General features: G+C 40.5%; 12 protein-coding genes. 8 read left to right on the top strand and 4 right to left on the bottom strand.

Annotated elements, in window-relative coordinates; all coding sequences use genetic code 11:
• Positions 1–3 precede the first annotated feature (3 nt).
• On the bottom strand, positions 4–834 hold the full coding sequence (locus tag DTA23_RS15855) for a universal stress protein (RefSeq protein ID WP_112375278.1): 831 nt from the start codon (positions 832–834) through the stop codon (positions 4–6).
• A gap of 224 nt (positions 835–1,058) precedes the next feature.
• On the opposite strand from DTA23_RS15855, the gene DTA23_RS15860 reads away from it, so the two are divergent.
• Complete coding sequence (locus DTA23_RS15860) at positions 1,059–1,466, top strand: DoxX family protein (RefSeq protein ID WP_112375279.1); 408 nt, start codon at positions 1,059–1,061, stop codon at positions 1,464–1,466.
• Between the two features lie 146 nt (positions 1,467–1,612).
• On the opposite strand, the gene DTA23_RS15865 is transcribed toward DTA23_RS15860, so the two are convergent.
• The 3 genes from DTA23_RS15865 to DTA23_RS15875 form a co-directional block, all read right to left on the bottom strand.
• The gene (locus tag DTA23_RS15865) at positions 1,613–2,443 is read right to left on the bottom strand and encodes a universal stress protein (RefSeq protein WP_112375280.1); all 831 of its coding nucleotides are present in this window, start codon (positions 2,441–2,443) and stop codon (positions 1,613–1,615) included.
• A gap of 228 nt (positions 2,444–2,671) precedes the next feature.
• Positions 2,672–4,822: a carboxy terminal-processing peptidase gene (locus DTA23_RS15870; protein WP_256603965.1), complete on the bottom strand. Its 2,151-nt coding sequence runs from the start codon at positions 4,820–4,822 to the stop codon at positions 2,672–2,674.
• Between the two features lie 184 nt (positions 4,823–5,006).
• Complete coding sequence (locus DTA23_RS15875) at positions 5,007–6,110, bottom strand: tetratricopeptide repeat protein (protein WP_146753090.1); 1,104 nt, start codon at positions 6,108–6,110, stop codon at positions 5,007–5,009.
• Between the two features lie 314 nt (positions 6,111–6,424).
• Between DTA23_RS15875 and DTA23_RS15880 the strand changes: the two genes are divergently transcribed.
• The 7 genes from DTA23_RS15880 (at position 6,425) to DTA23_RS26945 (ending at position 12,465) form a co-directional block, all read left to right on the top strand.
• Positions 6,425–7,705: a replication-associated recombination protein A gene (locus tag DTA23_RS15880; RefSeq protein ID WP_112375282.1), complete on the top strand. Its 1,281-nt coding sequence runs from the start codon at positions 6,425–6,427 to the stop codon at positions 7,703–7,705.
• A gap of 190 nt (positions 7,706–7,895) precedes the next feature.
• A complete protein-coding gene (locus DTA23_RS15885) occupies positions 7,896–9,395 on the top strand; it encodes a S41 family peptidase (RefSeq protein ID WP_112375283.1) in 1,500 nt (499 codons plus the stop codon).
• 83 nt (positions 9,396–9,478) lie between these two features.
• Positions 9,479–9,997, top strand: coding sequence for a 3'-5' exonuclease (locus tag DTA23_RS15890; RefSeq protein ID WP_112375454.1), 519 nt, complete (start codon positions 9,479–9,481; stop codon positions 9,995–9,997).
• A 73-nt stretch (positions 9,998–10,070) separates the two neighbouring features.
• Positions 10,071–10,511, top strand: a complete 441-nt coding sequence (locus tag DTA23_RS15895; RefSeq protein ID WP_204990895.1) for an adenylyltransferase/cytidyltransferase family protein — start codon at positions 10,071–10,073, stop codon at positions 10,509–10,511.
• An 87-nt stretch (positions 10,512–10,598) separates the two neighbouring features.
• Complete coding sequence (locus tag DTA23_RS15900) at positions 10,599–11,027, top strand: adenylyltransferase/cytidyltransferase family protein (protein WP_112375284.1); 429 nt, start codon at positions 10,599–10,601, stop codon at positions 11,025–11,027.
• The gene (locus DTA23_RS15905) at positions 11,024–12,022 is read left to right on the top strand and encodes a mannose-1-phosphate guanylyltransferase (protein WP_112375285.1); all 999 of its coding nucleotides are present in this window, start codon (positions 11,024–11,026) and stop codon (positions 12,020–12,022) included. Before DTA23_RS15900 ends, DTA23_RS15905 begins: the two co-directional genes overlap by 4 nt.
• A 230-nt stretch (positions 12,023–12,252) precedes the next feature.
• Positions 12,253–12,465, top strand: a complete 213-nt coding sequence (locus DTA23_RS26945; RefSeq protein WP_146753091.1) for a hypothetical protein — start codon at positions 12,253–12,255, stop codon at positions 12,463–12,465.
• The last annotated feature ends 185 nt before the right edge of the window (positions 12,466–12,650 follow it).

Below are 12,650 nucleotides of genomic sequence, written 5' to 3' on the forward strand. Positions count from 1 at the left end.
TGATTATCCCGAATGTACAGGGATGACCATCATGGCAGCCTGACTCTTCCAGGCCATCTTTTGCGCAATGCTCGTATTGAAAATTCGACTTAATAAGCCCTTGTCCCGATGGAAAGTGACCATCATGTCGATATGATTTTCGTTGATGTATTGGTTGATCCCTGCAGCAATGTCTGCGTTGAGGATATAACTATAGATGGGATGATAAGGAGCAAGTAAATCCTGCATGGTTTTTATTTCGGCATTTACCGCCTTATTTGCAGGATCTTCTTTATTCACATGGACGACATAGACCTCACTTTTCCGTAATACTTCGGACGCATTCACCAAAAGACGGTTTAATTTTAGTTTTACCTCTTTGAGATTGGTGGCGATCAACATCTTTTTGGGTACCCGAAATTCTGCTCGTGCGGGGACCACCAGTAATGGTGTGTGACAATTTTCGATCAGCTTGAGGGTATTGCTTCCAAGAAGCAGTTTCTTTAAGCCACTTTTACCTGCAGTTCCGACGATAACAAGGTCAATGTCCTCCTCAGCACAGGTACGATTTACACCATAGCTAAGTTCATATTCTTCAAGAACTGATTTCCAGGCAATGCCCTCAGGAAAAAGCAACATCAGTTCCTGTTGCCAGGTATTAAGGTCCTTTTGTTTTTCTTCCAAGATTTCTGAATTGCTGATGACAACAGGTTCAGTACCTACGGTAGGGATTACTTCGTATGTGTGGTATAGGACAACCTTTTCAATGCCCCAAAGTTGAGCTAATTGTGCGGCATATCGAGCAGCAGTATAGGCATTGTCCGAAAAGTCTGTTAACAAGAGTAGGTTTTTCATCCTTTAGTTATTTGTTGATCCATAATCCGTGGCTAAGGTCTTTTACGCTGTCTTAGCCGTTCCAAAGCATTATAATCGGGTCTATCGTCATCAAATTACGCATTAAGTATTATAAATGCAATAGCTTTATTTATTATGGTGAGTACGGTGAGCTGTTCAATTTAAATAATTTCATTAATTTAGGGAGATCGGTAATTCAAGTTTTAATAAATTAAACGTTTTTTATGGCAATTTGGAATTCATTGGGTAAATATAGGGATACGGGACTTTTGGTCTTGCGTGTTGGACTTGGGGTGATGATGATCATGCATGGTCTGCCCAAATTGCAGGGCGGTCCTGAGCTCTGGGCAGGTGTCGGAAAATCAATGGGTAATATTGGTATTCATTTTATGCCTACTTTTTGGGGCTTTATGGCAGCTGCTACCGAAACTGTTGGGGGGCTATTTTTACTGCTGGGGCTCTTTTTCCGACCAGCGGCATTATTGCTTGCATTTACGATGGTCATCGCTGGATTAATGCATCTTTCTAAAGGAGATGGTATCGCTGGTGCATCACATGCGATTGAGCTTTGCTTTGTGTTTTTAGGACTTATCCTTATTGGGCCGGGTAAACATTCGGTTGACAAGAAATAAGAGATTTCTCGGGAAGAGATTTCCCGGAGGAACAACGATACGACAAAAACGCCGCAATTTAGCATACATTGCGGCGTTTTTGTCGTATAATTTGTTTCTATTGGACAAGGAGTCCATCGCTGTGGATATGTACAAAGCACAGATTTCTACGATCTATCCATGGGAATAACCAATAAGTTGGCCGCGCCATTCCAGGCTATTTTTTTAGAAATGCTTGTTTTGAATAGGCTCGCTAATAGTCCTTGCTTTTTATGGAATGAAAGTATGAGATCAATATGTTTCTCTTTGGCATATTCTTCAATACCTAGTGCAATATCATCATGGCTGATGTAGTCATAAATCGGATGATATTTATCTAGGCGTTCATGGAGGTGCTTTAATTCCTGTGCCAAGTCTGCGGCTGAACCTTCTTTTTTAGCAACATTCAACACATACAATTGTGCATTGAACGTATCTAACACCTGATCTAAATTGAATGAATCCAGCTTTCTGTCTACCTCCTTCAGATCGGTTGTCGCCAACACATTTTTGGGGATGGCAGGATTTACCTTATGGGAAACGATAAGCATGGGCTTAATGCAGATGTCCATCAGTGTAATAGCATTACTTCCGACCAAGATCTTAGCAAAACCTGTTTGTCCGGTGATACCCAATGCGACAAGGTCAATGTCGTGCGATTTACACATGTCATTGACTCCCAATGGCAGATCAACATCTTCCATCTGATGTGTTAGTTCCACTTGTGGAGGGAACAATAATCTAATTTGGTCAAACCATGCTGTCAGTTCTTTCTCTTTGGCCTCTTTTACCTCATCATTAACAATGACTATAGGTTCGTTATTGACAATGGTAACACTGTTGTACGTATGGTAGATAATAACCTTTTGCGTTTTCCAGGCTTCTGTACATAGGGCTACTTGTTGTGCTGCCAGAAGAGCATTTTCTGAAAAGTCAGTTAACAGGAGGATACGTTTCATGATGTTCTTTTTTATACGTTTAACTTCTATAACCTGGTTGGTGCATCCTGTCCTGCAAAATCTTTAGCGTATGAGCTATGGGAATCATTCGGACTTTAAGCAGTACCGGTATATTACTAAAACAATGAATGTAGCGATAAGTTACAAAGAAAACGTGAATTTAATATTAAAAAAAAAGCAACCGCAGTTACGGTTGCCTTTCATTTTCTAGCTTTTGAAACGTTGAAATTACAACGGTTTTTTTGTTCCAAAGTTGATGATATAATCGGTCATCACTTTGGCACTTTCATCTTTCACAAAGTCAAGATCGATTTTAGGTTGGGACTTACCTTCCTCCCAAGCTGGTTTACCCTGCAATTTCAATAAAGCGTTGATGCGGTCTCTATTTTTCTTGAGGTTGTCATCTTTCTCTTTCTTGAATTTGTTTAATTCCAATGGAATTTTAACATCCTCATCTTTTTGAGCTTCTTCAATATCCTCTTTCAGATACTTATATTCCAATGAGTTTTTAATGCGTGCCTCATGCATTGCTTCTAATTTTTTGTCAACAGCACTTAGATCAGCTACTTTTTTGAAGTTGCTCGATTGGATCTGATCCCAAGGGAGTGCTGATTTTTCTGAGCTCTCGCCAAATTTCTCTGCGGAGAACTGTGAAGGGAATACGATATCTGGTGTAACCCCTTTATGTTGTGTACTACTACCGTTTACACGGTAGAATTTACCGAGGGTAATATTGATCTGTCCATATTGCGGTGCACCTTCTGGGGTATCCGGATCTTTTTCTCCTGATGCTTTTAACAACAGGCGGCTGGTCGGACTGATAACACGTGACATATCAATTGCCGATTGCACGGTTCCTTTACCATAACTTTGAGAGCCTAAAATGATACCTCTGCCATAATCTTGGATAGCACCGGCAAAGATTTCAGAAGCTGAAGCCGAGAAACGGTTGATCATGATGCCCAAAGGACCATCCCAGGATACGCCTGCGTTTTTATCTTCTTCGACATCGATGTTATCCTTTGTATCTCTTACTTGTACAACAGGACCTTTATCGATAAATAAACCTGTTAAATCAATAGCTTCCGGTAAGGATCCACCACCATTGAATCGTAAATCGATAACCACAGCATCTACTTTTTCCTGTTTCAACGTGTCTAAGATTAACCTAACGTCTCTCGTTGTACTCTTATAGTTTGGATCGCGTCTTCTGTAAGCTTCAAAATCCATGTAGAACTTCGGAATATTGATGATACCCACTTTGTACGTTTTTCCGTCTGCACCTTTCACGTTCATGATCTCTTTCTTCGCAGACTCTTCTTCAACGACGATTTTCTCCCTTACTAAGGAGACGATGCGTGGATGAGAGTTCATGGGCTGACCAGCAGGTATAATTTTAAGGCGAACAATTGTTCCTTTTGGCCCTTTGATTTTTGCTACAGCAGCATCAAGTCTCCAGCCAATAATATCTTCAAATTCACCATCTTTTCCTTGGGCTACCGCAATGATTTTGTCGTTGACATGAATGCTTTTGTCTTTGAATATTGGTCCACCGGGGATAATTTCATTGATACTTATGGCTTCATTGTCTATCATGAGCCGAGCGCCAATTCCTTCAAACGTATTGGCCATTCCTTCATTGAATGCCTGTGCAAAGGATGGATTAAAATAAGAGGTATGCGGGTCAACAGCATCTGTCAATGCTTGCATGACCACCTGAAAGGCATCGTTTGCATTTGTTTTCTTGGCCTGTGAGATCAAATTGACATAGCGTTTCTTTAGTGTTTCCACCTGTTTGGTCCTCGCACTGTCGGTAGACTTGCCACTCGCGGTTTCCAAGTTGAGCAGATCGTATTTTACGCGTTTGCGCCATTGGTCGTTGGCCTCGTTTGCGGTTTTGAACCAGCCTAGTTTTTCACGGTTAGGTTGGTAATACTCGTCCTTGGTATAATCCTGTTTCTTATCGATTTCTGAAAGCGCATATTGCATTCTGTCCAGGTATCTCTTCGAATAGACATTAAAAATATGGAATGCCGCAGAAAGATCTCCATTTTTGATATCCTGTGCAAGATTGCTTCTGTACGCTTGAAATGCATCAATATCCGATTGAAGCAAGTAATTTTTTCCCTGATCCAGACTTTTGATTAGATTATCGTATATGATACCCGATATCGAATCATTCATTTTGACCTTTTTGTAGCTCACATTTTCCAATAAACCAGAGACTTCCTTCGCGATGATCTGATGTTGTGTACTTGGTTTAAGTCCCCCATCTTCAGGCAACGCTACCCGTGGTTTAGAACCACAAGAAACAATGGATACAACAAAAAGTGCAAATATGAGTTTCCTAAACATATTTTCGACGGTTTTAATAATCATTCTTTTTTAAAAAATATTCAGCTCTTATTGATAAGCGTGCTAAATTTAGTGAAATTCATAGCACATTACCGCAGAATCTAAAAATTTATTTGATTTATCCTTTAATATTTACAAAAAGCTTAAAATCGCTTTGTACACTGCTCTTTCAACAGACCACTGAATGGGGTAGATTGTTTTAAATGTTTCAATTATACAGTTCATTTTTTAACTGCGTATAAGCCTTGTAGGTCTGATCAGCAGATGGATAGTCCTTTAGCACAAGATACACTTCACCAAGTTTGTCCAATATCGCGAGTGAGAGCTGTTTATTATTTTCACCCGAAGCCAATTCTGCCGCCTGCACAAATTCTTTGATCGCTACCTTATAATTACCATCTTTTTGCTTGGATGAGGCCAGCAAGTATTCGATTTCAGCGAGCTCGCTACTTAGTTTTTTGGCATTGGCCAAATCACGGGCCTGGAGCAGAAACCACTGCGCCTCGGTAAATTTATTCTGTTTAAAATAAATCTCAGCAAGCATTTCCCATGCAAAAATTTTCCCTTCATAGGCTTTGGCCTTATTGAATAGGGGGATTGCACTGCGGATAATATTATTTTCCGCCGCTTTATAATTTCCCTGACCGGCTCGAGCCATGGCAATTAACAGCCAGGCATTGGCTTGCTCCGCATAGCTTTTGCTCGTCATGGCATAGGTATGGTAATTTTGTGCACTTTCTTCTGCACGGACAAAGTCGCCACGATACAACTGGAAATTGCTGATGTTCATATTGATGGTCGCGATATCATCCCGATTATCCGTACGATTTGCCAAAGAAAGTGCCTGATATAAAAACTTTGACGCATTGCTGCTATCGTTATTTTTAATGGAAAATAAGGCCGCTTCATTCGATAGGGCATAGCCCGCCATCCAATTTTGCGCTTTTTTCTGGGCTTCAATTGCATCGTTCCAGTTATTCGCCGTAGCTGGCAAGGGATTCATTAAATATTGAAAATGGCCCAGGTTATTGGTGCTCCGCAGTTGCAATAGTAGTCGCTGGAGCAGGAGTTGCCTTGCAATTTCTTTGCTGAACGATTTCTTGTCCGCATAATTCTCTGCCAGTATTTCATTGGCGGATTTTGGGGGCGGTAAAAAATAGACCTCGGGACCAATGCCTTTGAATGAAGTATCGTATTTTTTTATTGCGCCGGTATAATCCTTGTCTACGCTTTGGGCCATAACCTGACTAGGTATATTCATAGAAATTGCCAATATGGTAAATATAGCGATCCAGTATTTTGTCATTCTCATAAAATATTACGTTATCATTCACGTCTACATAAATTTAGACTATGTGGCTTGTTCGAGCAATCTACAACGCTCTTCGATAAACTTACGTGCTCAATGATATTCTGCCAAAAGCAATTTACATATATCATAGCGCAAATGTGCCGAAAAATTGTGTGAAAAAATGTTAAAGTAATATCGACAGGCGAATGCTGGGCGCTGAAACTATGCTATTGAAAGCTTGAAGCTTATCGCTTTGAGAAAATTTAATGGAACAGTTTTGCTGATTAAAGCTAAAATATTTAGTCGCTGTGCCGTTTAATGTTTAACTTTGTGTTATGGCGACACGAATTCCATTAGCAGAACGACTTAGACCACGGCAATTGAGCGATTACGTGGGACAACAACATATTGTCGGCCCAGATGCGGTACTCTACCATGCGATCCAGCAAAAAAATATTCCATCCATGATTCTGTGGGGCCCTCCGGGGGTCGGAAAAACAAGTTTGGCCTTGCTGATCGCAAGAGAACTCGACAGGCCGTTCTTTTCATTAAGTGCCATTCAGGCCGGGGTGAAAGATATTCGTGAAGTGATTGAAAAAGCCGAACGGCTGATGAACTTCAACCAAGATCAACCCATTTTATTTATAGATGAGATTCACCGTTTTTCCAAGTCCCAGCAAGATTCCCTTTTGGGGGCTGTTGAGCGTGGTCTGGTGACACTTATTGGTGCTACGACAGAAAACCCTTCGTTCGAAGTCATCTCCGCATTGCTCTCGCGTTGTCAGGTATATGTATTGGAACATCTTTCGGAAGAAGATCTGATTGGATTGATTCAAAAAGCATTACATGAAGATGAATATCTACAGCAACAGACTATTGTTGTCGAAGAATATGAGGCCTTATTAAGGCTGTCGGGCGGCGATGCACGTAAATTGTTGAATGTGCTGGAACTGGTTGTCAATGCGGCAGTATTGCACAAAGAGCCGATTACCAATGCTTTTGTCCTGAAACAGGTGCAGCAGAACATGGCTATTTATGACAAGGCGGGGGAGCAACATTACGATATTATATCCGCTTTTATCAAATCCATCCGTGGGTCAGATCCGAATGCTGCAGTCTATTGGCTTGCACGGATGATCGAAGGGGGGGAGGATCCGTCCTTTATTGCCCGAAGGTTATTGATTTTGGCTTCTGAAGACATTGGCAATGCCAACCCCAATGCCTTACTGTTGGCCAACAACTGTTTTCAGGCAGTGAATGTGATTGGATGGCCCGAATCACGTATTATTCTCTCGCAAACGGTGATCTATCTGGCGACTTCGGTTAAAAGCAATGCTTCCTATGAAGCCATCAATAAGGCACAGGCCTTGGTGAAGCAAACAGGAGATCTGTCTGTACCGCTGCATATCCGTAATGCACCGACCAAATTGATGAAAGACCTAAATTATGGCGCCGAATACAAATATGCACATGCCTATCCGGGGAATTTTGTTGTGCAGGAATTTCTTCCCAAGGAAATCAGTGGCGTCAAATTGTATGATCCCGGGCAGAATTCGCAGGAAGAAAAATTGAGGCAAAGTCTCCGGGACAAATGGAAGGAAAAATATAAGTATTAAATCAATATGTCATAAAAAAACAGCCTTAGCAGGTATTTTTTAATTTTTTTTAAAACTATCTCGTACCTTTGCTTGTTATCATAACGTTTTTCAATAGGTAGTAAACACGCTGGCACTCCCCATGGTCAGCGTGTTTTTTTATTGCGGATCAACTTAAATTATTTATGTTTGTTTTACAAATGTTTCAACTATGAACTTAGCGCCTTTAAAACAAACAGGACGTTTGGCCGTCCTAGCATGGACTGGACTTTTTTTCTTTTCTTGCAAAAAGGATACCCCTAAACCTGAACCCGAGCCAGAACCCGTCGAGCGGACCGAAGCGCAGCTGATTAAGGATGATATCTACAAGTATTATAAATTATATTCACTTTGGGACAAATCGATACCTGATTATACCAGTGATCCATCCAAATTTACAGATCAATACAACTCTGCTGATGCTGTTCTTGCTGCCCTCAAAGCGCTTACCCCGGCGCACGCGGCCTATTCAGGCGGTGTATTTGACCGGTTTTCCTATATGGAGGGAATAGACGGCTATAACACCGGAACAACAGCTTCGGGCAGGCTTAAAATGGATACCAACGATGGATATGGTATCTATGTCCAATTGGGTACCGAAGATGGAAAAACGGCGCAGCCCATTATTTATTTTGTAGAAGGTGGTTCACCGGCGCAAAAGGCGGGTCTCAAACGGTCTGATTTTATTACAGCTGTCAATGGAGATTCCGATTACTCGATCGCTATCACTTGTACAAATTCCGGTTGTACCATCAATGATGCAAGTGCGCGGGATAAAATGATGAACAAACTGAATGCAGCACTGGACGCAGGCCCGCTTAAGCTGCAAGTGAAACATCAGGACGGGACAACGGTGACCAAAGATCTTACTTATGAAAAGGACTATACCATCAACCCGATTTATAAAGACACAGTCTATGAATCTGCGGGCAACAATGTAGGCTATTTAGCATTGTCTTCGTTCGAAGAAATAGAAAACAATAATGTCAATCAACAAAATATCGACGCCGTCTTTTCCAAATTTCAGGACAAGCAGATTAAACATTTAATTGTTGATCTACGCTACAATGGCGGTGGTTATGTGGATGCTTCGGCCTATATCGCCGATAAGATCGGTGGTATCACCACAAAGGGGAAACTGATGCTTACCTATGAGGTAAATGATTATATCAAAGCGACGCCGAGCATCAATAAAATGTTTCAGGATACAAAATTCGAAGGAAAAAGTAATCTGAACTTGACTAAGGTATATTTTTTGGTTAGTGAAGGTACTGCTTCGGCGGCTGAAATGCTGATTAATGTGCTCAAACCTTATCTGCAGGTACAGCTTATCGCCTCTGGTACCCGTACATACGGCAAACCGGTAGGCTTCTTTGAACAGGAAGTCCAGAATAAGGTCTCTTTCTGGCCAGTTTCCTTTCTTTTGAAAAATTCTGCTGGTTTTTCGGACTATTGGGATGGACTTGTCCCCGATAAAAGAAATATAGAAGATTATGTATTTGTTGATGTGGGTGACAAGAAAGAAACGATGTTGGCGACAGCCTTGAACGATGCTGCACCGGGTATCACCACCAAAGCTTCCATCAATGCCATAAGCCGGAAGGGATATCGCAGTCTTGATGGAGGCGAGTTCAATATACGACCAGACCGCGGTATGATCAAGAAACGTTAAAACTCTTTCTGTGACGTATATAATGGGTTATAATATTGGATTGTCATTTTTTCTTACCTTTGTTTGATTGAATGAAGATTGAAATGGAAGCAGATTTAAGTTTTACAGCTATTGATTTTGAGACTGCTACCGCAAATCAAAATTCCGCCTGTGCAATAGGTTTGGTTTTGGTAGAAAAGGGCATTATTGTCGAGGAGTTTTATTCGCTGATCCAGCCACCACAAAACCAATATATGTGGCAAACCACCCGCGTTCATGGGATTAAACCTCGTGATACCGCTCAAGCGCCAACATTTAAGGAGCTTTTTAAAGATATAAAGCCCCTAATTTCCAATCGTATTATGGTTGCTCATAATGAACTTTTTGATCGAAATGTACTTCGTAAGACGATGGGATACTATAACTTGTCTTACGAGAGCTTAGGTTTGTCTAATCTGTGGGAATGTACATTTAAAATTTATCAAAGCAAGGGTTTTAAGCCAGCTCGTCTCAATGCGTGTTGTGACGTGATGGGGATAGCGCTTAATCATCACGAGGCACTTTCTGATGCCAGAGCATGTGCACAGCTTTTTTTGAAACATCGGTTGGAACAAGATAAATAAGTCATTATATTTGAATGCCAGGTTGTTTAGGCATACACTTTGCTGTTTAGCTAACACACATTATTAGTCATACATGATAAATACACCTTTAAAAGAGATTCGGGTCGGCATTACATTCAGTGCATTCGATCTATTACATGCTGGTCATATCAAAATGCTTGAAGATGCCAAGCGCCAATGCGATTATTTGATTTGTGGGTTGCAGACGGACCCTACCTTAGATCGTCCAGAAAAAAATAAACCTGTACAGACCGTCGTGGAGCGCTATATCCAGCTCAAGGGATGCAAATATGTAGATCAGATTGTTCCGTATGCAACGGAGCAAGATTTAGAGGATGTTTTGCGTTCTTTTAAGATCGATGTGCGTATTGTTGGTGATGAATATCGGGAGAAAGAATTTACTGGACGTCAATACTGTGAAGAGCAGGGTATCCAACTTTATTTTAATAGTCGCGACCATCGGTTCTCCAGTTCAGGTTTGAGACGTATAGTTGCAGAAAAGTCTGAACAATAATCAATTTTCAACGTTTTATATTGAGACAAACAGCCGGTTCTTTTAAGAAACGATGCTGATTTTAACTGACAAATAAGTTTATTTTTAATGAAAATAGGTATTACATTTGGTGTATTTGACTTGTTGCATGCAGGCCATATTATGATGCTCGAAGAAGCAAAGCGCCATTGCGATTATTTGATTGTTGGATTGAATACCGATCCTTCTGATTTTTTTCCTGATAAAGCCAAACCTACGCAGACTATCGTAGAACGCTATATTCAATTGGAAGGCTGTCGTTATGTAGACGAAATTATACCTTATGAAACTGAGCAGGATCTGATTGATATGATCAAAGCCTTGCCAATCAATCTCCGGATTATTGGCGAAGAATATCGTGATAAGGATTTTTCAGGCAAAAAGTACTGTATAGAGGAAGGAATAGATATTTATTATAATAAGCGTACACATCGCTTTTCCAGCGCGCAGCTGCGTAAGGTAGTATTCGAAAAAGAAGCACAAAAAAACATAAAATGAGTAATATTATCCACGTCATTCTAACCGGAGGAGTCGGGAGCCGTCTGTGGCCACTCTCTCGTAAAAGTTATCCTAAGCAGTACTTATCCCTTTTTAAAGACGGTTCTCTTTTTGAAATGACTGTCAAACGAAATCAATCCCTATGCGGGCAGGTTATTGTTGTTGGCAATCGTGACAATCATGACTTAAGTAAGGAAGTGATGCAAAATCAAGGTATTGACTATACGGATATTGTTGAAGCTACTCCACGAAATACGGCTGCTGCGATCGCTTTTGCTGCTTTCGCAGCTCAGTCAGATGATATTTTGATTGTAACCCCCTCCGATCATGTTATTGTTGGAGACAAGGCTTATCAGGACGCTATCGGTGAAGGAATAGAAAAAGCAAAAAAAGGCTATATTGTTACTTTTGGTATCAAACCAATACGGCCAGAGACAGGTTATGGCTATATTGAGTACAAGGATGATAAAGTATTGTCGTTTCGCGAAAAGCCCAATCAAGATACTGCTGAGGATTTTATCGAACGCGGCAACTTTTTGTGGAACTCTGGGATGTTTTGCTTTCGGGCAGATACGTTCCTTTCCGAATTGCAGACCTTTGAACCAAAAGTTTATGCAACGGCTTTGGCGGCATGGCAGCACCGCAAGGAGGGTGAACTTGATTTAGATCTGTCCAAAGAAATTCCTTCCATCTCCGTTGATTACGCCGTTATGGAGCGGTCTAAGAAAATTCGCGTAGTGGCGACTTCTTTTGATTGGTCTGATTTAGGATCCTTTGAATCCATGTATGATTATCTACAGACCACAGGACATCCAGTGGACGAAAATGGCAATATGGTCATTGGTACAGATGTTTATACCGCATTTGTTGGTTTAAAAAATGCAATTCTTGTGTATACTAAAGATGCCGTACTGGTACTACAAAAAGAGAGGTCACAGGATGTCAAAAAAATCTATAATACATTGGAACGCCACCAATCAAAATTGATTGATTAAAATCCTATACCGTAGTGAAATATTAATCTAAGCCGCATTGACTTTTAATTTTAATCTTTTTCATGGCCTTAGTCTATTGTAGGATGTTTCTAATATACGATGTTTTATTCTTGCATATTGATAACCGTATTATTTTTAAATAAAATTATATTAAAGAAGAACTAAGTTAACATGCACATTTGTTAATTTAGATCTATAGGAGTACTTTTGTTGCTCAATAAAGCTATCCAATGTTAGAAACGCTTATTACTTCAAAGACACGATTGAAGTTGCTGATCAAGTTTTTTGTATCAGCCACGAACAGAGCGCATTCGCTATTCAAACCTCTTCAGCATCTGATTCATACGTTTTTAGAGATTGATCAATTGGTTGAACAAGTATTGGATCAGGCCGGTGATATCCATGAGGTAAGCCTATTTGGGCGACTATGCGAAGGGCCTTGACAGTGGAGCTATTGAGGTATTTATTTTGGGTGAACGTATAAATGAGGCATACTTATTGCTGTTAGCCGAGAGAATTGGGAAACATCTCGGTAAAAAGGTATGTATCTATTTTAATAAAGCTTACAGCGAACAAAAGATTAAACTTTATTTGAATAACGATTTAATAAATTAAAAGATTTTAAGCT

The organism is Sphingobacterium multivorum (assembly GCF_900457465.1).
Classification (GTDB): domain Bacteria; phylum Bacteroidota; class Bacteroidia; order Sphingobacteriales; family Sphingobacteriaceae; genus Sphingobacterium; species Sphingobacterium multivorum.